The sequence below is a fragment of the Thioalkalivibrio nitratireducens DSM 14787 genome, from assembly GCF_000321415.2.
Taxonomy (GTDB): Bacteria; Pseudomonadota; Gammaproteobacteria; order Ectothiorhodospirales; family Ectothiorhodospiraceae; genus Thioalkalivibrio; species Thioalkalivibrio nitratireducens.
The window spans coordinates 416,959-438,443 of the sequence record NC_019902.2; the positions used below are offsets into that span (position 1 = coordinate 416,959).

General features: G+C 65.4%; 14 protein-coding genes and 3 pseudogenes. 14 read left to right on the forward strand and 3 right to left on the reverse strand.

Annotated features, from left to right (window positions below; all coding sequences use genetic code 11):
- The first annotated feature begins 96 nt into the window (after positions 1–96).
- The 10 genes and pseudogenes from TVNIR_RS02020 (at position 97) to TVNIR_RS02065 (ending at position 11,267) form a co-directional block, all read left to right on the forward strand.
- Positions 97–435 carry a P-II family nitrogen regulator gene (locus TVNIR_RS02020; protein ID WP_043739084.1) on the forward strand — a complete coding sequence of 113 codons (339 nt, stop codon included), beginning with the start codon at positions 97–99 and terminating at the stop codon, positions 433–435.
- 41 nt (positions 436–476) lie between these two features.
- Complete coding sequence (locus tag TVNIR_RS02025) at positions 477–1,754, forward strand: ammonium transporter (protein WP_015257296.1); 1,278 nt, start codon at positions 477–479, stop codon at positions 1,752–1,754.
- A gap of 396 nt (positions 1,755–2,150) precedes the next feature.
- Positions 2,151–2,759: an ABC transporter ATP-binding protein gene (locus TVNIR_RS02030; protein WP_015257297.1), complete on the forward strand. Its 609-nt coding sequence runs from the start codon at positions 2,151–2,153 to the stop codon at positions 2,757–2,759.
- Positions 2,756–3,547: an ABC transporter permease gene (locus TVNIR_RS02035; protein ID WP_015257298.1), complete on the forward strand. Its 792-nt coding sequence runs from the start codon at positions 2,756–2,758 to the stop codon at positions 3,545–3,547. Before TVNIR_RS02030 ends, TVNIR_RS02035 begins: the two co-directional genes overlap by 4 nt.
- Before the next feature lie 613 nt (positions 3,548–4,160).
- Positions 4,161–5,379, forward strand: a pseudogene (locus tag TVNIR_RS02040) (IS110 family RNA-guided transposase).
- A gap of 474 nt (positions 5,380–5,853) precedes the next feature.
- Positions 5,854–7,191: a sulfite oxidase gene (locus TVNIR_RS02045; RefSeq protein ID WP_015257299.1), complete on the forward strand. Its 1,338-nt coding sequence runs from the start codon at positions 5,854–5,856 to the stop codon at positions 7,189–7,191.
- A gap of 9 nt (positions 7,192–7,200) precedes the next feature.
- A complete protein-coding gene (locus TVNIR_RS02050) occupies positions 7,201–7,542 on the forward strand; it encodes a hypothetical protein (protein ID WP_015257300.1) in 342 nt (113 codons plus the stop codon).
- 766 nt (positions 7,543–8,308) lie between these two features.
- Positions 8,309–9,529 (forward strand): annotated as a pseudogene (locus TVNIR_RS02055) (IS110 family RNA-guided transposase).
- Between the two features lie 662 nt (positions 9,530–10,191).
- A complete protein-coding gene (locus TVNIR_RS02060; protein WP_015257304.1) occupies positions 10,192–10,770 on the forward strand; it encodes a TetR/AcrR family transcriptional regulator in 579 nt (192 codons plus the stop codon).
- Between the two features lie 116 nt (positions 10,771–10,886).
- Entirely contained in the window at positions 10,887–11,267 is a 381-nt protein-coding gene (locus tag TVNIR_RS02065; RefSeq protein WP_015257305.1) for a group I truncated hemoglobin, read from the forward strand.
- Positions 11,268–11,344: 77 nt separating this feature from the next.
- Here TVNIR_RS02065 and argA read toward each other — a convergent pair whose 3' ends face one another.
- A complete protein-coding gene (argA, locus tag TVNIR_RS02070) occupies positions 11,345–12,667 on the reverse strand; it encodes an amino-acid N-acetyltransferase (RefSeq protein ID WP_015257306.1) in 1,323 nt (440 codons plus the stop codon).
- A gap of 307 nt (positions 12,668–12,974) precedes the next feature.
- On the opposite strand from argA, the pseudogene TVNIR_RS20345 reads away from it, so the two are divergent.
- The 3 genes and pseudogenes from TVNIR_RS20345 to TVNIR_RS02080 all read left to right on the forward strand — a co-directional run.
- Positions 12,975–13,183, forward strand: a pseudogene (locus TVNIR_RS20345) (helix-turn-helix domain-containing protein); the annotation flags it as partial.
- A gap of 116 nt (positions 13,184–13,299) precedes the next feature.
- Entirely contained in the window at positions 13,300–14,535 is a 1,236-nt protein-coding gene (locus TVNIR_RS02075) for a GNAT family N-acetyltransferase/peptidase C39 family protein (protein WP_015257308.1), read from the forward strand.
- Complete coding sequence (locus TVNIR_RS02080) at positions 14,528–16,018, forward strand: RimK family protein (protein ID WP_015257309.1); 1,491 nt, start codon at positions 14,528–14,530, stop codon at positions 16,016–16,018. Before TVNIR_RS02075 ends, TVNIR_RS02080 begins: the two co-directional genes overlap by 8 nt.
- A 43-nt stretch (positions 16,019–16,061) precedes the next feature.
- Here TVNIR_RS02080 and TVNIR_RS02085 read toward each other — a convergent pair whose 3' ends face one another.
- Complete coding sequence (locus TVNIR_RS02085; RefSeq protein WP_015257310.1) at positions 16,062–16,421, reverse strand: TusE/DsrC/DsvC family sulfur relay protein; 360 nt, start codon at positions 16,419–16,421, stop codon at positions 16,062–16,064.
- 128 nt (positions 16,422–16,549) lie between these two features.
- Here TVNIR_RS02085 and TVNIR_RS02090 point away from each other — a divergent pair, with 128 nt between their 5' ends.
- Positions 16,550–17,494: a LysR substrate-binding domain-containing protein gene (locus TVNIR_RS02090; protein ID WP_043739089.1), complete on the forward strand. Its 945-nt coding sequence runs from the start codon at positions 16,550–16,552 to the stop codon at positions 17,492–17,494.
- Positions 17,495–17,530: 36 nt separating this feature from the next.
- On the opposite strand, the gene TVNIR_RS02095 is transcribed toward TVNIR_RS02090, so the two are convergent.
- A complete protein-coding gene (locus tag TVNIR_RS02095) occupies positions 17,531–21,016 on the reverse strand; it encodes a mechanosensitive ion channel domain-containing protein (RefSeq protein ID WP_237251706.1) in 3,486 nt (1,161 codons plus the stop codon).
- Between the last annotated feature and the right edge of the window lie 469 nt (positions 21,017–21,485).

Below are 21,485 nucleotides of genomic sequence, written 5' to 3' on the forward strand. Positions count from 1 at the left end.
GCCCCCTTGTTGGCACGCCCCGTGCAGGAGCCCCGTCGTCTGCATGACGACACCTTCCCTCGAGGACTTACAGGCACTGGCAACAAGGAGTGAACGATGAAAATGATCACGGCGATCATCAAGCCCTTCAAGCTTGATGATGTTCGCGAAGCAATCTCCGAAATCGGTGTGCAAGGCATGACGATGACGGAAGTCAAGGGGTTCGGTCGCCAGCGCGGCCACACGGAGCTCTACCGTGGGGCCGAGTACGTGGTCGACTTCCTGCCCAAGGTGAAGCTGGAGGTCGCGGTCGACGGCGACCTGGTCGACCGCGTGGTCGAGGCGATCACCAAGTCGGCCAGCACCGGCAAGATCGGTGACGGCAAGATCTTCATTACCCCGATCGAGCAGGTGGTCCGCATCCGTACCGGCGAAACCGGGGCCGAGGCGCTGTGACGCGCCGGCGCTGAACTCACTTTCACTGGAGAAATCCGACTATGGAACAGCAGGTAGCAGAACTTGCCTATGCCCTGGACACCTTCTATTTCCTGGTGGCGGGCGCACTGGTGATGTGGATGGCTGCGGGGTTCACGATGCTCGAAGCGGGCCTGGTCCGCAGCAAGAGCACCGCCGAGATCCTGACCAAGAACATCGCCCTCTACTCCATCGCCAGCGTGATGTATATGGTGGTGGGCTACAACATCATGTATAGCGACGGGCTGAGCTCGATCATCCCGGGCGTCGGCTTCTTCATTTCCGGCGACAATACCGCGGTGGACGTGACCGCCGCGTTCACCGGCGACATGTCGTACGACGCGGCAGAAGGGCGCCCGTACTACTCCGACCGTGCCGACTTCTTCTTCCAGGTCGTGTTCGTGGCCACCGCGATGTCGATCATCTCCGGTGCGGTCGCCGAACGCATGAAGCTCTGGGCCTTTCTCGCGTTCGCGGTGGTGCTGACCGGGTTCATCTATCCGATCCAGGGCTTCTGGAGCTGGGGCGGCGGCTTTCTCGACCAACTCGGGTACGTCGATTACGCGGGTTCGGGCATCGTGCATTTCACCGGTGCGGTCGCTGCGCTGGCCGGGGTCCTGCTGCTCGGTGCCCGCAAGGGCAAGTACGGTCCGCATGGCGAGATCAACGCGATTCCCGGTGCCGCGCTGCCGCTGGCCACGCTGGGCGTGTTGATCCTGTGGCTGGGCTGGTTCGGCTTCAACGGCGGCTCCGAGCTCAAGGTCTCCGACGTCGATTCGGCGAACAATGTCGCGGCGGTGTTTGCGAACACCAACCTGGCGGCGGCCGGCGGCGTGATTGCGGCGCTGATCACCACCCGCCTGCTGTTCGGAAAGGCCGATCTGACCATGGCGTTGAACGGCGCGATTGCCGGCCTGGTTGCGATCACGGCCGACCCGCTGAGTCCGTCACCGCTGCTCGCTGCGATCATCGGTGGAGTGGGCGGCGTGATCGTCGTGTTCTCGATCGTCGGGCTGGACAAGCTGAAAATCGACGATCCCGTCGGTGCGATCTCGGCGCACGGCACCGCAGGCATCTGGGGCGTGATGGCGGTGCTGCTGTCGAACGGCGATGCGACCGTCGTCGGCCAGATCAGCGGTCTCGTCGCGATCTTTGTCTTCGTCTTCATCACCAGCCTGATCGTCTGGTTCGTGCTGAAGCTGGTGATGGGTATCCGCCTCCCGGAAGAGGACGAATACCTGGGCGCGGATGTCGCCGAATGCGGCCTCGAGGCCTATCCCGAGTTCGTCAAGAAGGCCTGAGACCCATAAACCAGCAACCCCGGGGCGAACCCGGGGTTCCCACGAAGGAGTCTCCTCCGACACCGACCGCACCGTCTCCCAGGACGTGACATCGGTGATTGCGGGCGCCCAGGCGCCCGCTTTTTTTGGGCGGGGGACACCAACCCGCGGTGCCCCCCGCGCCGAAAGATCCCCAGCCGGAACGAGACCAAATCCGCAACCCCTCCGCGCGGGGGGCTGGGGAGGGGCAGTGCACGACCTTGCCGCGGTGCGCTCGGCCCTCTCACCCTGGTCGCTGCCCGTCGGCCATCCCGGGCAGCCGCGGGCTCGACGAATCCCAGCCTCATGTGCCCCCGGCGCGTCGGGTAGAATGCGCGCTTCGGAAACCGCGGATCTGCCTTTGGGACAAGGATCGGGATGGATTGCCTGCTGGACATGACAGACCTTCGGACCGCCCAGTTGGGGCCGCTGGACCTGCGCCTGCAGGCCGGGGAGCTCGTGCAGATCACCGGTGCCTCCGGTTCCGGCAAGTCGCTGTTGCTGCGCGCGCTGGCGGATCTCGACCCGAACCAGGGGCAGGTGCGCCTCCAGGGGCAGGACCGCAACGGCATCGCACCGACCGACTGGCGCCGGCAGGTGGCCTATGTCCCGGCCGAAACCGCCTGGTGGGCCGAACGCGTGCAGGAACATTTCCCCTCGAACTGGGACCGGCAGCAGGCGCTGGACTGGCTGCAGCGTTTTTCGCTGCCTGAAGAGGCGCTCGACTGGGAGGTCGAGCGCCTGTCCAGCGGCGAACGCCAGCGGCTGGGCCTGCTCCGCGCATTCCTGAACCATCCCCGGGTGCTGCTGCTCGATGAACCCACCGCGAATCTCGACCTCGAGAATACCCGGCGCATCGAGCGCGCGGTGCGCGGCTACTTGGCCGAGGAGGACGCCGGTGCGCTGTGGGTCAGCCACGATACGCTGCAGCGTAACCGCCTCGGCGGGCGCATCCTCGAAATCCGCTCCGGGAGGCTCGTGCCATGACCGTGATCAGCCTCAGCGCGCTGGACCTTTCGCTCGCAGCGCTGCTGGTGCTGGCGCTGGCCGGGTTGACGCTCTGGGCCCGGCTCGGCGTTGGACGCAGCCTGCTGATCGCCGGGGTGCGCACTGTGCTGCAGCTGCTGCTGGTCGGGTTGATCCTGCAGACGCTGTTCGATCACGCCCGGCTCGGCTGGGTCGTACTGATGGCGATGGCCATGCTGCTGATCGCCGGCTACGAGGTGATGGCCCGGCAGGAACGGCGCTTCGCCGGTTTCTGGGGCTACGGGATTGGCACCGCGACGATGTTTGTGTCCGCGTTCGCGGTCACCGTGCTGGCGCTGACCACGATGGTCGGCCCGACTCCGTGGTGGGAGCCGCAGTATGCGATCCCGCTGCTTGGCATGCTGCTTGGCAATACGATGACCGGCATCGCGCTGGGGCTGGACCGGCTCACGCAGACCGTCTGGCGCGAGCGGCGGGTGATCGAGGGCCGGCTCGCGCTGGGCGACTCCTGGGTCTGCGCGACCGCGACGATGCGTCGCGAGGCCGCGCGCAGCGGTCTGATGCCGACGATCAACGCGATGGCCGCGGCCGGCGTGGTCAGCCTGCCGGGAATGATGACCGGGCAGATCCTCGCCGGTGTGCCGCCGGTCGAGGCGGTCAAGTACCAGATCCTGATCATGTTCCTGATCTCGGCCGGCACCGGATTCGGCGCGCTGGGCGCAGTCTGGTTCGCATCCCAGCGCCTGTTCGACCACCGCGCCCGTCTGCGCCTCGACCGCCTGCGCTGACCGGAACGCAATAGGATCCGTTTCGGCTGGCCCGGTCATCCAACGGCGGCGGCGTGGTCTGACCACAGTAACCAGTGGTTTCAATTGATGATCATGCCCAGAAACCGCTTGATTAGCACTTTGGGGCATCCATTCCTGGCCTAACTCCCATGCCCTTGAGCTTGAGGCCCCGAAGGATGAAAACCGGCCGCGGAAGCCCACGGAAATAGTGCAAGACATGGGATGCCCGTAATTTTCCGTGTTGTCCGTGTTCTTCCGTGGCTGGATTTTCACGTCAAAATGTCATTAATAATCATAGGTATGTGATTCCAGATCGGTGTATTTTTGCCGCTAACTGTCATGCCGCCGGGCGCGCGGCACCCCCGATGATGAAAGATAATGGGCGTGCTGTCGCGTCGGGCTGAGGTCGCGATAATTCTTGATGGCGCCTGACCGCGCACGCTAACTCGACCCGCTGCCCTTCACTCGTACCCCGGATTGCCTGGCATGGCCTGGAAGGGTCATGGACAGCGCACGCTAAAAAGAGCCGTCGAGTCCCGACAGGCCGTTGAAGGACGGCGCCCTTGGCGACAGCACATCGTGAAGGATAGTGCGTTTGCCCGAGGAGGTCAGCATGGACATTACCCCGATTCACCGGCGCGTTGTCGGTCTGGATGTGCACCAGAGCAAGATCACGGCCTGTGCGCTGATCGAGCAGCCCGATGGCAGTGTGGCGGTGGAGCACCGGGAGTTTGGTGGTTTCAAGCGCGATCGGCGGGCGTTGGCCGAGTGGGTTCGCGGGTTTGACCCCGAGGTCGTGGTGATGGAGAGCGACTGGGATCTACTGGAAGAGCCCCTATGCGGCCCTTGAGCGTGTGGGCGTCATGGCCTGGGTGGTCAATGCCCGTCACGCCCGAAACGTGCCTGGCCGCAAGACCGACCTCTCCGATGCCCAGTGGCTGGCCACGCTGGCCCGTGCCGGTCTGCTGCGGGCTTCGTTCATTCCTCCGGCCGAGATCCGCCATCTGCGCCTGATCGCCCGGCAGCGCCAGAAGCTGGTCGGGATGCTGGCCGCGGAGAAGAACCGGCTGCACAAGGTGCTGACCGATGCCGGGATTCGCCTGAACGTGCTGGTCTCCGACGTACACGGCGCGTCGGCACGGGCCATGATCAAGGCCCTGCTCGCCGATGCCCCATGCACGCAATCCTCGACCTCGCCGGCCGCCTGCGGGCTTCCCGCGAAGAACTGTTCGAAGCCCTGCAACCGGAGGAACTGAGCACCAGGCACCGCTTCGTGCTCAACGAGGTTCTGGCGCACATCGAGTACCTCGAGGCCATGATCGCCCGCTTCGAACAGGAACTGCTTGCGGGTCTGGCCCCCTGGGAGCCGCAGGTGTGCCTGCTGGAAACCGTGCCCGGCATCGACCGCATTGGCGCCGCCATGCTGCTCGTCGAAATCGGTACCGACATGGCGAGCTTCGGCAGCGCCGAACGCCTCGCGTCCTGGGTCGGCATCTGCCCCGGCAACCACGAGAGCGCCGGCAAACGCAAAAGCGGACGCACGCGCAAGGGCAACGCCTGGGTCCGTCGCCTGCTGTGCGAGTTCGCGCAAGCCGCCTCCCGCACCCGCTGTGCGCTCAAGGACAAGTTTTCGGCCTTGTCCATCCGCAAGGGACACAAGCGCTCCATCGTGGCCCTGGCGCACAAGCTCCTGCGCATCGTCTACGCCATGCTCAATCATGCGGCCCCCTACCAGGATCGCACCGTCGATTACGAGGGCTCTCGTCGTGCAGCGCAACGCGCCGCGCTGGCTGAAGATGCTGGAAAAGCACGGCTATCTCACCGCCACCTGAGCCGCCACACAGGCTCTTCGAGTCCCGCAAGCAGGCATTTGCGCACCGGCATGCGTCACGCCAGAATCTCGCTCGCCCCAACGTCAGGTTCTTTCACGCTAACTGTCATGCCCTCGGCCGCGAGGCACCCCGAAGGATGAAAATACGATTATGAATCAGAGAGATACGATTCCCGGGCAGCGTATTTTCACGCTAACTGCGTTGACAAACACCAGCGCGGCGACTAATGAAGGTGATTGGATGTCCCCGGGGAGAACGCTGACCCATCGCCATGTCTCGGGGGCACTCCGGATGCGCCGCCAGGTTTGCCCACCGCCGGTGGTTGTCCGTGATTCGGGCCCGCGAGCCGCGGTTGCGCGGAAGTCGGCAGGGAAACTGCCCTGGCGCCGCCGGGGCCGGGAAAGCCGGAATGGCGTTCCAATGCTTCCACGAAGGGGGCATCACCTCGCATACGTTCCACAATGAAACCGGAGGGTGGCAATGATGGACCGCAAGAAACACCGGTCGCTGATAGAGCGCACGGAGCAAAAGGGAACGGTAGGTTGGGATACGCTCGACGCGGCCGGGGTGTCGCGGCGGAGTTTCCTCGGCCGAGTAGGCAAGGGCAGCGCGGCCTTGGCCGTGTTCGGCCTCGGGTCGGAGGCGGCGATCCAGGGCCTGTTTGGGCGCAGCACGCTGTCGAGCGCGGTCGCAGCCGCCCTCGAGGAATTCCGGGTGGAAGGCAAGGTGGACGGTTTCATCTACCTAAATGACCGCCCGATCAACGGCGAGCTGCCGCCACACCTGTTGCACGACGAGGTGACTCCGTTCCCGAATATGTTCATCCGCAACAACGGCGTCCCGCCGGCAAAGGACAGCATCGATCCCTCGCGGTGGACGCTGACCGTGAGTGGCGAGGCGGCCGACCGCGAGGTGACCTACTCGATCGCTGATCTGAAGAGCAAATTCGAGAACGTGACCCTGCAGATCTGGATCGAGTGCGGCGGCAATGGCCGCGCCGCGTTCGAGCCGTCGCCGCGTGGCAACCAGTGGGACCTGGGTGCGATCGGCTGCCCGGAATGGACCGGCGTGCGCCTGCGTGACGTGCTGGAGGATGCCGGCTATGACAGGGATAAAGCCGTTTACATCGGCTACGAGGCCGGTGATGCTCATCTCAGTGGTCGGCCCGATCTGGACGCGATTTCCCGTGGTTGCCCGATGCGCAAGGCGCTGGAGGACGAAACCATCATCGCGTTTGCGATGAACGGCGAGGACATCCCCGAGCAGCACGGCTATCCGCTGCGCCTGATTGTCCCGGGCTTCCCGGGTTCCGCCAGTGGCAAGTGGCTGCAGGGCATCCTGATCCGGGACCGCGAGCACGACGGCGAGAAGATGACCGGCTACAGCTACCGCGTGCCGGCCTATCCGGTCGAGCCGGGTGCCGATGTACCGGAGGAGGATATGGTAATCCTCGAGGAAATGCCGGTGAAATCCCTGATCACCTTCCCCGAAACCGGGGTGCGTACCACCGTGGGTGCCGGCCTGAAGGTGGAGGGCAAGGCGTGGGACGGTTACGGCGATGTCGAGGAACTGCACGTCTCCATCGATCATGGCGCCACCTGGCAGAAGGCGAAGCTTAACCGGCCGCGCAACAGGTTTGCCTGGCAGACCTGGGAGGCGGACATCGAGTTTCCGACCCCGGGCTACTATCAGGTCTGGGCGAAGGCGACCAACCGTCGCGGCGAAAGCCAGCCGATGCGGGTGCCGGGCTGGAACCCCCGTGGTTACGGCAACAACCGTGCCCACCACATCGACGTGTATGTCGAAGCCTGAGGCATGCGGATGAAGTGGCAAGCCTGTCTGTTCCTGCCCGCCGTGTTGTGGCTGCTGTCGATGCCGCTCGTGCTGGCGGACGAGCCGACCGCCGATGGCGACGGGGTTGCGGCCGGTGAACCGGAGATCGACCCGGAAACCGGTATGATCCGGGCGCGCGGTTTCGAGACGGTGAAGAACAACTGCACCGTTTGCCATTCGTCCCGCACGTTCATCAACCGCGGCTACACACGAAAGGTGTGGCTGGAACAGATCCGCTGGATGCAGGACAGCCAGGGCCTGTGGGAATTCGACCCGGAAACCGAGGAACTCATCTTGGATTACCTGGAAACCAACTATCCGCCGCGCTGACGCTGACGGTTGAGCGTTGCACCGTACGCGGTGCCTGACCGACGCCCCGGCTTTGTCCGGGGCGTTTTCCTGGGAAGCACTCGACGAATCCGTCCCGGCTTTTGCAGCGCGCGGGGCGGTGCGGCGGGGTCGGGCCACAGTAACTGATGGTTTCAATTGAGATTCTTTCCTAGAACCACTCGATTGGTGCCTTAAAACATACATTCCTGGCCTAACTGTCATGGCGCGTGCAGCCACCCCCGATGATGAAAGAGGCGTAGGCCGTCATCCGCCAGCCGGCGTTGGGGATGCTGCGGGCGCCTGGGCACTGCGAACGCCATGTGGCGGATGACGCTGCGCTCTTCCGCCCTACGGGTCGCCAGGGACACGAGACAGGCCGTGACTTTCACGCTAACTGTCATGCCCTCGGCCGCGAGGCACCCCGAAGGATGAAACTACGATTATAAATCAGAGACATACGATTCTAGGGCGGCGTATTTTCACGCTAACTGTCATGCCGCCGGGCGCGCGGCACCCCCGATGATGAAAGATAATGGGCGTGCTGTCGCGTCGGGCTGAGGTCGCGATAATTCTTGATGGCGCCTGACCGCGCACGCTAACTCGACCCGCTGCCCTTCACTGTACCCCCGGATTGCCTGGCATGGCCTGGAAGGGTCATGGACAGCGCACGCTAAAAGAGCCGTCGAGTCCCGACAGGCCGTTGAAGGACGGCGCCCTTGGCGACAGCACATCGTGAAGGATAGTGCGTTTGCCCGAGGAGGTCAGCATGGACATTACCCCGATTCACCGGCGCGTTGTCGGTCTGGATGTGCACCAGAGCAAGATCACGGCCTGTGCGCTGATCGAGCAGCCCGATGGCAGTGTGGCGGTGGAGCACCGGGAGTTTTGGTGGTTTTCAAGCGCGATCGGCGGGCGTTGGCCGAGTGGGTTCGCGGGTTTGACCCCGAGGTCGTGGTGATGGAGAGCACTGGGATCTACTGGAAGAGCCCCTATGCGGCCCTTGAGCGTGTGGGCGTCATGGCCTGGGTGGTCAATGCCCGTCACGCCCGAAACGTGCCTGGCCGCAAGACCGACCTCTCCGATGCCCAGTGGCTGGCCACGCTGGCCCGTGCCGGTCTGCTGCGGGCTTCGTTCATTCCTCCGGCCGAGATCCGCCATCTGCGCCTGATCGCCCGGCAGCGCCAGAAGCTGGTCGGGATGCTGGCCGCGGAGAAGAACCGGCTGCACAAGGTGCTGACCGATGCCGGGATTCGCCTGAACGTGCTGGTCTCCGACGTACACGGCGCGTCGGCACGGGCCATGATCAAGGCCCTGCTCGCCGATGCCCCATGCACGCAATCCTCGACCTCGCCGGCCGCCTGCGGGCTTCCCGCGAAGAACTGTTCGAAGCCCTGCAACCGGAGGAACTGAGCACCAGGCACCGCTTCGTGCTCAACGAGGTTCTGGCGCACATCGAGTACCTCGAGGCCATGATCGCCCGCTTCGAACAGGAACTGCTTGCGGGTCTGGCCCCCTGGGAGCCGCAGGTGTGCCTGCTGGAAACCGTGCCCGGCATCGACCGCATTGGCGCCGCCATGCTGCTCGTCGAAAGTCGGTACCGACATGGCGAGCTTCGGCAGCGCCGAACGCCTCGCGTCCTGGGTCGGCATCTGCCCCGGCAACCACGAGAGCGCCGGCAAACGCAAAAGCGGACGCACGCGCAAGGGCAACGCCTGGGTCCGTCGCCTGCTGTGCGAGTTCGCGCAAGCCGCCTCCCGCACCCGCTGTGCGCTCAAGGACAAGTTTTCGGCCTTGTCCATCCGCAAGGGACACAAGCGCTCCATCGTGGCCCTGGCGCACAAGCTCCTGCGCATCGTCTACGCCATGCTCAATCATGCGGCCCCCTACCAGGATCGCACCGTCGATTACGAGGCCTCTCGTCGTGCAGCGCAACGCGCCGCGCTGGCTGAAGATGCTGGAAAAGCACGGCTATCTCACCGCCACCTGAGCCGCCACACAGGCTCTTCGAGTCCCGCAAGCAGGCATTTGCGCACCGGCATGCGTCACGCCAGAATCTCGCTCGCCCCAACGTCAGGTTCTTTCACGCTAACTGTCATGCCCTCGGCCGCGAGGCACCCCGAAGGATGAAAATACGATTATAAATCATAGACATACGATTCTATGGCGGCGTATTTTCACGCTAACACCAGCCTTGTAGTCAGGCGAGACCTCGCGAATACAGGCCCTGTCGTCCATCATCGCGAGCATACGCTTGCGTGCACCGGCCCCCAGCGCCTTATGGACCTGCTCCAGATCGCTCATGCTGCCGATGGCCATTGACACCGTCCATAGCGCATCGCGTTTGGCACGACCTGATCGTAACGCTTCCCCGGCCTACTGGCGGTGGCAACACGTCAGTTCCTCCACGGAGCGGATTTCCAGCGCTTCCAGTAGTGCCTTCTGTTCAATGATTCTGTGGTGACGACGTAGGTGAGCTGGAACGGCGACCGGATCTCCGGCAAGAACGACACCCGTGGGGCAGCGGAAAGTGATCGCCTGTCGACCGCGATGACCTGCAAGAGTGGGGGAGGCCGCGCCGCCGTCCACCCTTGACAGTCTTGTCTCAACGTCTAGTCTTGGGAGTAGACCGTTCTGTCTAATTGAGCACCTATGGCATCGACGACCAAACAACGCCTGCTCGACACCGGCCTTTCCATGCTGCTGAAGCACGGCTACCACGATCTGGGCATCCAGGCCTTGCTCGAGGCTACGCATGTTCCGAAGGGTTCGTTTTACCATCACTTCACCAACAAGGAAGACTTCGCCCTGCAGGTGATCGACGAGTACATGCAGGAGGTGCACGCGGGCCTGGATGCCAGCCTTGGCGATTCTCGGCTGTCACCCCTCCAGCGGGTACGCGCCTTCTTCGAACTGTCTCGCGAGAAGTACCGGCGGGAAGGCTATATGGGGTGTCTGCTGGGCGGCCTGGGTCAGGAACTGGCGGGTGTCAGCGAGGGCTTCCGACGCAGGATCCAAAGCTGTTTTGTGGCGATCGTCGATCGCCTGACCGCCTGCCTGGAGGAAGCGAGGCAGCGGGGCGAGATCGATCGGGAGGCGGATCCGAGGGAACTCGCGGACCTGTTGCTCGATTGTTGGGAAGGGGCCGCACTGCGCAGCCGACTGAAACGCGATCCCGCGCCGCTGAACGCGATGCTCGACTTCTACTTCACTGCGGTCGTCACCCGCTGACCGCTATCGATTTGTCCTAAAAATAGACAGACCAGTCTAATCCAATCTCCGCGTATCCCAGCGACTTCATGTAGCGCGGGGACATGTCAAACCGCCAGACCGAGGAGGCAGACAACATGGATCACTCGAAGAACTCCGCAACCCGCTCGCTGTACGATCGACTGGGGGGTGAGGACAGGATCCGCGCCATTGCCGGCACCATCTTTGACCGGCACATCGGGAACCCGGCAGTGCAGCGGAGGTATGTCGCCAGCGATCGTGAGGCGCTGATTCCGATCCTGACCGCGTTCGTCTCCGCCGGGACCGGCGGCCCCCAGACCTACACGGGCAAAGATATGCTGGTGGCCCACCGGGGCATGAACATCAGCGACCAGGAGTTTGTGGCGGTGCTCGACGACATCCTTGCAGCGCTGGACGAACACGGGGTTGGCCAGAGGGAGAAGGAGGAACTCCTGATGATCTGCTGGTCGCTCAAGGACCAGATCGTGCGTCAGTAACCCACCATGACGCATGCCGGGTGCAGCGGATGTGGAGGGCCGTCACGGCCGCTATCCGGCCGCGCTGACGATTCAGCTCAGCCCAGCGGTTTGACCAACACCTTCGAGTTGCGCGCCTGGTTGTACAGCGCCTGCCGCGAAGGTGGCAGTTCGGTGACCTGCCCCTCGCGGTAGCCGCGTTCCTGGAACCACTGTGCGGTGCGGGTCGTCAGCACGAACACCTGGCGGTGGCCGCGTCGCCGGGCCAGCGTCTCGATGTGTTCCAGGATCTGGTCGCCGCGCCCGCCGCCGCGGTACTCCGGATGTAGTGCGAGGCAGGCGATCTCGGCGGCCTGGGTCTCCGGGAACGTGTACAGCGCCGCGGTGCCGATGATCAGACCGTCGGCGTCGAGTACCTGGAAGCAGTCGATCTCGAGTTCCAGGTGCTCGCGCGAGCGCCGTACCAGGATCCCCTCGCTTTCCAGCGGCTGGATCAGGTCGAAGATGCCGCCGACGTCGTCGACGGTTGCGGCACGCAGCCGTTCCACCGGCTCGCGGCTGACCAGCGTGCCGATGCCGCGCCGCGAGAACAGCTCGATCAGCAGGCCGCCGTCGATGTGGCGGTCGACGAGGTGCACGCGCAGGTCGTGTACGGTGCAGACTTCGATCGCGCTGCGCAGATGGGCCGCGAGTTCCTCGGGCAATCGGGAGTCGGTCGCGAGCAGTTGTTCGGCTGCCGGCACCGTCAACTGCGTCAGCATCTCCCGTTGCCGGTCGCGCAGCGGGCCGGCCTCGGTCAGGAACACCAGCTTGTCCGCCTTCAGTGCAGCTGCGACCTGGGTCGCAACGTCCTCGCCGGACAGGTTGAATACCTCCCCGGTCGGCGAGTAGCCGAGCGGCGATACCAGCACGATCTGCCCCTCGTCGAGCAGGCGGGCGATGCCCTGTGCGTCCACCCGGCGAACCTCGCCCGTGTATTGGAAATCGACGCCTTCGCGCACGCCGAGCGGGCGTGCGGTCACGAAGTTGCCGCTGGCGACGCGCAGCCTTGCGCCGGCAATGCCGGGACTGCCCAAGTTGCGCGACAGCAGCCCCTCGATGTGCAGTCGCAGCCGACCCACGGCGTCACAGACCGCCTCGAGCGCATCGGCATCGGTGACCCGCAGACCAGCGGCGTAGCGCGGCGCCAGCCCCCGCTCGCGCAGCCGCACCTCAATCTGCGGCCGCGCGCCGTGCACCAGCACTACGCGCGTGCCCAACGCCCGCAGTTGTGCGATGTCACGCAGCAGCGTCGGGAAGGCCGGCGCCTGCGCGGCCTCGCCCGCAATGGCGATGACCATGGTTCGGTCGCGGTGCGCGGCGACGTAGGGGACCGCCGCGCGGAACCAGTCAAGTCCGGTCTGTTGCTGCTCGGTCTCCATTGCCCCCAACGCCGCTCTTACGCACCTCTATCAAAGGTCCACCGCCCTCTAAGGCGATTTCTGTCAAACAAGATACCGTCTTGCTGGTCTTTTGGTCCGTCCGCTGCGTTGCCCTCCCGGTTGCATGGAACCACAATGCGCCCGGGATGGCGCCTTGCCGACGAACGAAAATCCGGTACCCTGTTTTCCGGCAATCGCCTAAGGCCCGTGCGTATCGCCTGAAAGCTGCATCATGAGTATGGATCCCCGATCCCGCAAGCGGCTCGCATGGGAAACGCACCGCTTCAGGGCTGTACCGTTTGCGGCGTCCACGGTAGCGCGAGTGCTGCAGGGTCAAAGCCCAGTCAGTCACGAGATGGGCTTGCGTTTATCCAAGGGGCCAGGCCGTTCGCCAGAGAGTTGGCTGGCCAGGCGGATAGGCACGATCTTTGGTGCGCGAAGAAGTCGGTGAATCTGGACGGCGCGGAACGGGTTCGTTTCGACGAAGCCGGCAACGGAATTCAACCCATGTCCTAATCGGCAGGCCGGACCCCAAATGAACGCGGATGGGGCGGAGTATCCGCTGCCGGGCGCCGGATCCACCGGGGGCGGAGTAGAATTCGGGTTGTGGCCCCGCTCTGCACGAGGACTCGATGGCCAAGACCGAAACCCCGTTATCCGGGCTCGCGCCATCGCGGCGGGCGGCTGGCCCCGCGGTGGCGGATCGCCTGTCCCACGATCCGGTCGAGCCAGCGCGGGAGCCAGGGATCCGGCCGGCAACACTTGATGACCTCGATGCCCTCGTGGGACTGGAGCAGGCATGTTTCGAGGGCGACCGGATCTCGCGGCGGCAGTTTCGCTACCTGCTGACGCGCGGCCATGCGCGGACGCTGGTGGCCCCCGATCCCGCCGGTTCCAGCCTGATCGGCTACGTGATGGTGTTGTTCAGCCGGGGCACTTCGCTGGCGCGGCTGTACTCGATCGCGGTAAGCGGTGGTGCCCGGGGCCTCGGGCTGGGGCGGCGCCTAGTGGCGGCGGCCGAGGCGGCGGCGATCGAGAATGCCTGTGCCGATCTGCGCCTCGAGGTGCGTCGGGACAACGCCGCGAGCCTCGCGCTGTTCCGGGGCATGGGATACCGCGATTTCGGCACCATCGAGGATTACTACGAGGACCACATGGAGGCGCTGCGGCTGCAGAAGTCGCTGGCGCCGGGCCCCGATCCCGCTTTGGTGCGGGCCCCGTTCTATGCGCAGACGCTCGACTTCACCTGCGGATCGGCGGCGCTGATGATGGCGATGCGCGCGGTCGATCCCGGCGTGAAGCTTGACCGCAAGCTCGAACTGCGGGTCTGGCGCGAGGCGACGACGATCTTCATGACCTCGGGACACGGCGGCTGCGGGCCGTACGGGTTGGCGCTCGCGGCAGCGCACCGCGGCTTCGAGGTGGAACTGCTGGTGCGCGACACCGGAGTCGCGTTCTTCGACTCGGTACGCAGCGCGGACAAGAAAAGGGTGATGCAACTGGTGCAGGAGGACATGGTCAAGGAACTGGAACGCCTGCAGGTGCCGATTGTGCACGGTCCGGTGAATGTCGGGGCGTTGGAGGACCGTTTCCACGCCGGCCGGGTGCCGGTGGTGCTGATCAGCAGCGTGCGTATCTACGCCGAGCGCTTCCCGCACTGGGTCACCGTGACCGGCTTCGACGAGCGTTTCATTTACGTGCACGATCCGCTGGTCGACGTCGAGGAGGGCGAGCGGGCCGTCGATTCGATCAACATGCCGATCCTGCGCCGCGATTTCGAACGGATGGCGCGCTATGGGCGCGCGGGACTGCAGGCGGCCGTGATCGTGGGTCCCCGTGACCTGAAGGAGCCGGGAACGGATGTCTGAGCACCTGCTGCTGATCGAACGCAAGGCGGACTGGAAGGCGCATTTCCCGAGGCTCCCGGTGGCCGAGGTCGACGCCTATCTGAAGGCGTCCTCCGAGCGCTATTCCGCGAGCCTACGGGTGATCAATCTCTGCCGTAGCCAGCGTTATCTTTCCGAGGGGTATTACGGCTCGCTGCTGGCCGAGGCGCGTGGTCACCGGGTGATTCCCAGTGTGCGCACGTTGCAGGACCTGTCGCGCAAGGCGATCTACAGCCTCGACACCGAGGATCTCGACCGCAAGGTGGGCCGGGTTCTGGGGCGCAGCCGGGCGGGGCTGCAGCCGATCGCGCTGGAGCTGACGATGTTCTTCGGACAATGCGCGGCGAAGGAGATGCAGGAGATCGCGGCGCAGCTGTTCGCGCTGTTTCCCGCGCCGATGTTCCGGGTCGAGTTCCGGCTGCAGGGCGAGCAGTGGCAGATCCACGCGTTGAAGCCGTTCGCGCTGAACTCGCTGTCCGCAGCGCAGGAAGTGGAGTTCTTCACCGCGCTGGAAGGCTACCTGAAGAAGCCGTTCCGTCGGCCGCGCGGCGCGAAGAGCCACCGCTACGATCTGGCGATCCTGCACAACCCCGGCGAGCAACTCGCGCCGTCGAGCACGGCGGCCCTGAAGCGGTTCGTGCGCGCCGGGCGCGCGCTCGGGGTCGACGTCGAGCTGATTCAGGCCCGCGACTTCGGCCGGCTGGCGGAGTTCGACGCATTGTTCATCCGCGAGACCACGCGCATCGACCACTACACCTACCGCTTCGCGCGCAAGGCCGAGGGCGAGGGCATGGTCGTGATCGACGATCCGAACTCGATCCTGCGCTGTACCAACAAGGTGTACCTGGCCGAGCGGCTGGCGGCGCAGAAGGTGCCGACGCCGAAGACCGTGATCCTGAACCGCGACACGATCCTGCGCGCCGAGGAGTTGATCGGCTACCCGGTGGTGCTGAAGATTCCGGACGGCAGCTTCTCCCGTGGGGTGTTCAAGGCGAGCAGCCGTTCGGAGCTCGAGTCGATCGCGAAGAAGCTGCTCAAGGAGAGCGACCTGATCCTTGCGCAGGAGTTCGTGTACACCGACTACGACTGGCGCATCGGCCTGCTGAACAAGAAGCCGCTGTACGCTTCGCAGTACCTGATGTCGCGCCAGCACTGGCAGATCGTGAACCACGACGCCAAGGGCGGACCGCGCCAGGGGGGCTTCAACACCGTCGACATCGCCGACGCGCCGGCCGCGGTGGTGCGCACTGCGGTGAAAGCTGCAAACCTGATCGGTGACGGCCTCTACGGGGTCGACCTGAAGCTGACCGAGCGCGGCGTGATGGTAATCGAGGTCAACGACAACCCGAATCTGGATGCCGGGGTCGAGGACAAGGTGCTCGGCGAGACCTTATACCGGGCGGTGATGGAGGATTTTGTGCGCCGGCTGGACACGGCCCGGCGCAGCCAAGCTGTACCGGGCTGAGGCAGGCGAGGATACCGGCAGGCGGGCCTGCTGGCGCTGTCGCTCAATCCAGATAGGTCTTGGCTTCCTCGCCGGGGTTGGGAAGTCCGGCGATCCGCCACACGGGCAGGCAGCCGCCGAAGAGGTCGTAGATCTCTTCGCGCGACATGCCGGTTGCCTTGCAGACGCGCCGCATGCCGGGCATGCCGCCCAATGCCAGGTAACGTTCGCGCACGTGGTGCAGCAGTTTCCAGTGCCGTTCGTCCAATGCTCCCACGCCTTCGCGCCGGGCGATGCGCTCGGCCAGCGCCTCGTTCCAGTGCTCGTGGTCGACCACGAACCCGTCCTCGTCGAACAGGGTGCCGGGCTCTGCGAACAGCTGCGAGTTGGGTCTGGACGTGGAGGGTTCCGGGATCCTCAGCATGGTGATGTCTCCGTGTGGCTTGGGTCGTGGTGCCGGCGGATCGTGCCGCGGCGCCATGAAATGGAGTATCGACCTGCCCGCATATCAAGTAAAATAATGAAGCATGCATTTATATTGTCCTTATTGATATGGAGCTCCGGCAACTCCGTTCCCTGGTGACGCTGGCCGAGAGCGGATTCAGCGTCAGCCGTGCGGCGCAGCAATTGCACCTGGTCCAGCCCGCGGTTTCGCAGCACCTGCGGCTGCTGGAGGAGGCGCTGGGAACCCCGCTGTTCCTGCGCCATGGCAAGCGGCTGGTGGGCCTGACCGAGGCGGGGGACAAGGTGCTGGGGCATGCCCGCAGCATGCTGGCCGAGGTCGCGAACATCGTGGCCGTGGGGCGCGACCACGTGGAGGAAGCCCGCGGTGTGCTGCGCATCGGCACCACGCATACCCAGGCCCGCTACGTGCTGCCGCCGGTGCTGCTGGAATTCAAACGGGCGTACCCCGAGGTCGAGGTGCAGATCCACCAGGGCACGCCGGCCCAGCTGGTCGAGATGGCATTGGCGGATCGTGTGGACCTGGCGGTCTGTACCGAGGCCGTTGGCGATCATGCGGCCCTAGTCACCCTGCCATCGTATCGCTGGAACCGCTGCCTGATCACGCCCCCGGGGCATCCGCTGCTGGAACGAAGGCCGATCTCGCTCGGGGCGCTCTGCGAATACCCGATAATCACCTACGTGTTCGGCTTCACGGGAAGGACCAGCCTCAGCCAGACCTTCGCGAAGGTGGGCCTGCACCCCCGGGTGGTGCTGAGTGCAGCCGATGCCGACGTGATCAAGACCTACGTACGGTCCGGCATGGGCATCGGCATCATCGCTGATCTAGCATTTCACCCGGAACACGACCAAGACCTGGAGCGCCGCGATCTGAGCCACCTGTTTCCCTGGGAGGTCACCCGGCTCGCCTACCCGCGGGGCAAGTACGTGCGCCGTTTCCAGCAGCGGTTCATCGACCTGTTTCAGCAGGAGGCGGATCGCATCGGCAGGGGAGGGGGGGCGGGCGCGACGGTGTCCCGCCGCGCGGACCTGTGACCGGTTCGGGACCGTGGCCGGGAGGGCACGCGGGAGTCAGGGCGACGGCTGCGGGTTCCGGCCATTCCCGTCCGTGTCGCCGTCCCGTGACACGGCGCGGGCCATCGGGGCGACGTCGCGGATATGCAGGTCCATCTGTGGATATGCGATCTCGATGCCCTTGCTGCGGAATTGCCGAATGATCGTCTGGTGCAGTTCGCTGATCGTGACCAGCCGGTCCTTTAGCTGGTCCACGTACACGCGCAGCTCGAAACTCAGCGCGCTGTCGCCGAACTTCAGGAACAACACGGTGGGGGGCGGATCCCTCAGCACCAGGGGGCTGGCCTCGGCGATGTGTTGCAGGGTAGCCATCACCTCGTCGACATCAGCAGTGTAACTGACGCCAACCGGGATCACGATCCGGGTCATCGTGTCGGACAGCGTCCAGTTGATCAGGCGTTCGGTGATGAACGCCTTGTTCGGAATCACGATCTCGCGGTTGTCCCAGTCGATGATAGTCGTCGCGCGGGTGCGGATCCGGGCCACGGTGCCGCTGTACTCGCCGATGGTGATCGTGTCGCCGACGCGCACCGGGCGTTCGAACAGCATGATGATTCCCGAGACGAAGTTCGCGACGACTTCCTGCAGGCCGAAGCCGAGGCCCAGCGTCAATGCCGCGACCATCCATTGCAGCTCGCTCCAGCGCAGGCCGAGCAGCGAGAACACGCTGATCACCGCGACGACGGCCAGCACGTAGCGCAGCAGCGTGGTCACGGTGTACCGGCCGGCCGCGTCCATGTGCGTGCTGCGCGAGAGCAGGATCTCGACCAGCCCGGGCAGGTTGCGTGCCGCCAGCGTGAACAGGACGCCGAGGAAGATCGCGAGCAGGAAGTCCTGCAGGCTGACCCGGCTCAGGATCTCGGTTTCACCGACCACGATCGTGCGCGACCAGAGGGTCACGCGCTCGAGCCAGGTCAGCGCCGGCAGGATATCCGCCCAGACCCAGAGCAGCGCCAGTACCAGCGCCGCGCCCGCGGTGACGCGCAGCAGCGTGCGCGTTTGCTGGTTGATGTTTTCCACGCTCAGGTGGGGTTCTGGCAGGTCGATGACCGCGCCTTCGCCGACGGTACTGCCCGGCTCCAGGGCCGCGGCCTTGGCGCGCTGCTCGCGCATCCGGCGCATCACCAGCCGCGTCTCGCTGAGCACCAGCGCGCGGGCTGCCAGGCTGTAGCCGAGCCAGACCGCGGCGACGACGACGATGGTGTTGATGATGCGGCCCAGCAGTTCGGACACGGTCAGCAGGTAGCCGGCCAGCGTCAGTCCGATCAGCGCCACCGCGACCGCGGCCAGTGCGATGCGCACCAGCCGCCTTCGGCGGTTCTGGCGCGGATCCACGTCGGCATCGGTGCGCCGGGGTGCGAGCATGCGCCAGGCGAACAGGCCGCTCAGCACCACCGCCGCCAGCAGGCCGATGCGGCCGAACACGTCGAAGACCAGCTCGCTGGGATGGCCGAATGCGAGCGCGAGGAAGATGATCAACGTGAGCTGGGTGGGCAGGTACCAGGCCAGGTTCAGGCGCAGCCGGCGCACGACCAGCGGATTCCAGTCGAAGTGGGCCATGCCCACCCCGTTGCGGCTGGTGAACAGCAGGAACAGGTGGCCGGCGAGCCACCAGATCGCGGTTCCGAGCAGGGCTGCGGCCAGAATCTCCACCCCCGGCCCGATCTCCGGCAGCTGTTCCAGTCGCAAGCTGGTGGACAGCAGCAGCAGCGGTACCGGCAGCACGCGCAGCAGACTCCAGCCCATCGCCTGGAACGTCAGCCCGATGCGGTCGCTGTAGCGATGACTGGTCTTTTCCGCCAGCCGCGCCAGGTGCTGGGGTGTTCCCCGGCCCCAGAGGAACAGCAGGCCGGCGATCAATACCGTCAGCAGCGTGCCCCAGGGGCTTCCCGCAGTGATGGTATACATCGCATTGCGGATCTCCTGCCAGGAGGCCGGGTCCAGCAACGCGAGCAGGGCGGCCGGCAGCTGGGCCGACCAGTCGATTCCGACCGGCACGTGGCTGGGCCACCAGAGCAGCGACTCGCGCAGCAACTGGGCCAGTTCGTCGACCTGGGCCACGACCGCGCGCAATCGCACCTCGGCCAGGCGGAGGTGCTCGGTCAGCTGCTCGTCGGCCTGCAACTGGGACTGGATCACCTCGCGTTGCAGGCGCCGCAGCTCTGCCTCGGACGGGTCGTCGGCGATCGCCGGCAGGACTGGCGGCAACGCGCGCAGTTCGTCCCGCAGGCTGATATCGCGCAGCCGGGACTGCGCGAGTTCGCGCTCCAGATCGCTCAACAAAAAGCGCAGGTCCTCGATCTGCCGCAGCCGGCGTTGCTCCTCGAGCAACAGGCCGCCCAGGATCTCGGTCAGGCCGCCGATCTCCAGGCGCTCGCGGACGCTGGCCAGCGTGTCGGAGATATCGGTCTCGATCTGTGCGAAGCGCTCGCGTTTTTCCTGGAGCGTGCGCACCCGTGCCTGGGTATGGGCGATCCGGTCGATGCGTTCGAGCAGCAGCTCGATCTGCGGGCCGAAGCGCTCCCCCGCTTCCGGATCCCGTTCGACCAGGCGCCGGATCTCGCCGCGAAGCGCGCGCAGTTCCTCTCCCGAACGCTCGGCCAATTCCGCCGCCAGCTGTCGCAGCCGCTGCGCCGCCCAGACGCCCTCCGCGGCCAGCACCCGTGTCTCGAGTCGCAGGATCTCGATGCGCGCGGGAAGCGTCTGGCCATCGAGCTGGGCGGCGAGGATCCGGGCCTCGGTCCGCCGGTCCAACGCCAGTTGCCAGGCATCGAAAGCCTCGGCGAGCGCGGGCTCTTCCAGGGGGCCCCAGGGCGGCGGCTCCAGTTCCGTCTCGCGCTCCAGGCGCAGCCGCTCGATGGTCTCGTCCTGGGTGCGAACCTGCTCCTCGAGGCGCACCAACGTCTGCTGCTTTTGATCGCGCTCGAGCGCGATCTGCGCGCGCCGGCGGTCGAGCGCGGCGATATCCGCCTCGATCTCGCTCAGATTCCGGCCTTCGGGCGCGGTGTCGGTGATCACGATCGGGTCCGCGTCCAGCAGGCTGGTGATCTGCCCTTCGGCCTGATTGAGTCTCTGGAAGCCTGCCAGCGCCAGATTCGCGCGGTCCAGTGCGCCGCGCAGCCGTTCGGTCGCGGCCTGTTCGTGCTCCAGCGCACCCTCCCAGAGACTTCGGGAGGGTGGGTGGTCGGCCGCGGCCTCCACCCGCTGCGTCAGGCGCTCGGCGGGACTGCGCTCCAGCCACTGCTCGGCCGGACCGAGGTCGATCGCCTCGATCAGCGGTTCGAGCCGCTCGCGTCCGCCCTGCACCTCGGCGCGCAGGTCCCGCAGCTGTTGCGAGGTGATCACTGGAGGCGCCGCGGCCCCATGGTCGTTGCGTTCCTGGGCAGCCGCGGCGGTTGGCCATGCAGGCAGCAGCAGGAGCAGAAGCAGCAGGCGATAAAAGCGTGTCAGCGGCAGGTGCATGCTCGGGCCGGGTTGGGACATGGTCGGTCCTCTTGAGAAACAAACTGCTACGCTGCACTGAAATCAGTGGGTTACCGGGATGCCGATAGTGCTACGCCGCAGTCCCGTTTCTCCACGAACGCCTGCCCCGGTACGGACGGGGGTTGGGAGGCTGATTATCAGGGAAGCTCCGCAAATTGGAACGGGCCGTCATCGAAACCACCGTCATCGCGAGGAGCGAAGCAACGTGGCGATCCAAACGGCGTTAGTCCTCCCCGCGCCGCCTGGATTACTCGCTGCGCTCGCCCTTCGGGCCAGCCTGCGGCTGTTCAATGCGCTATGCGCATTAGTGCCGCGCTACGCTCGCAATGACGACCGATGCCGCACGGCGTCGCACTCGCTGCGGAGGTTTCGTGATAATCAGGTGGTCGGTTGGACCCGCTCGCGCCCCGGTAGTTACTGTGAAAATCCAGCCACGGAAGAACACGGAAATCACGGAAGATGAAACGGA

What these genes read in the sequence shown, in the direction of transcription:
- TVNIR_RS02020 (WP_043739084.1), top strand. Translation starts at nt 97, where the DNA reads ATGAAAATGATCACGGCGATCATCAAGCCCTTCAAGCTTGATGATGTT.
- TVNIR_RS02025 (WP_015257296.1), top strand. Translation starts at nt 477, where the DNA reads ATGGAACAGCAGGTAGCAGAACTTGCCTATGCCCTGGACACCTTCTAT.
- TVNIR_RS02030 (WP_015257297.1), top strand. Translation starts at nt 2,151, where the DNA reads ATGGATTGCCTGCTGGACATGACAGACCTTCGGACCGCCCAGTTGGGG.
- TVNIR_RS02035 (WP_015257298.1), top strand. Translation starts at nt 2,756, where the DNA reads ATGACCGTGATCAGCCTCAGCGCGCTGGACCTTTCGCTCGCAGCGCTG.
- TVNIR_RS02050 (WP_015257300.1), top strand. Translation starts at nt 7,201, where the DNA reads ATGAAGTGGCAAGCCTGTCTGTTCCTGCCCGCCGTGTTGTGGCTGCTG.
- TVNIR_RS02060 (WP_015257304.1), top strand. Translation starts at nt 10,192, where the DNA reads ATGGCATCGACGACCAAACAACGCCTGCTCGACACCGGCCTTTCCATG.
- TVNIR_RS02065 (WP_015257305.1), top strand. Translation starts at nt 10,887, where the DNA reads ATGGATCACTCGAAGAACTCCGCAACCCGCTCGCTGTACGATCGACTG.
- argA (WP_015257306.1), bottom strand. Translation starts at nt 12,667, where the DNA reads ATGGAGACCGAGCAGCAACAGACCGGACTTGACTGGTTCCGCGCGGCG.
- TVNIR_RS02075 (WP_015257308.1), top strand. Translation starts at nt 13,300, where the DNA reads ATGGCCAAGACCGAAACCCCGTTATCCGGGCTCGCGCCATCGCGGCGG.
- TVNIR_RS02080 (WP_015257309.1), top strand. Translation starts at nt 14,528, where the DNA reads ATGTCTGAGCACCTGCTGCTGATCGAACGCAAGGCGGACTGGAAGGCG.
- TVNIR_RS02085 (WP_015257310.1), bottom strand. Translation starts at nt 16,421, where the DNA reads ATGCTGAGGATCCCGGAACCCTCCACGTCCAGACCCAACTCGCAGCTG.
- TVNIR_RS02090 (WP_043739089.1), top strand. Translation starts at nt 16,550, where the DNA reads ATGGAGCTCCGGCAACTCCGTTCCCTGGTGACGCTGGCCGAGAGCGGA.
- TVNIR_RS02095 (WP_237251706.1), bottom strand. Translation starts at nt 21,016, where the DNA reads ATGTCCCAACCCGGCCCGAGCATGCACCTGCCGCTGACACGCTTTTAT.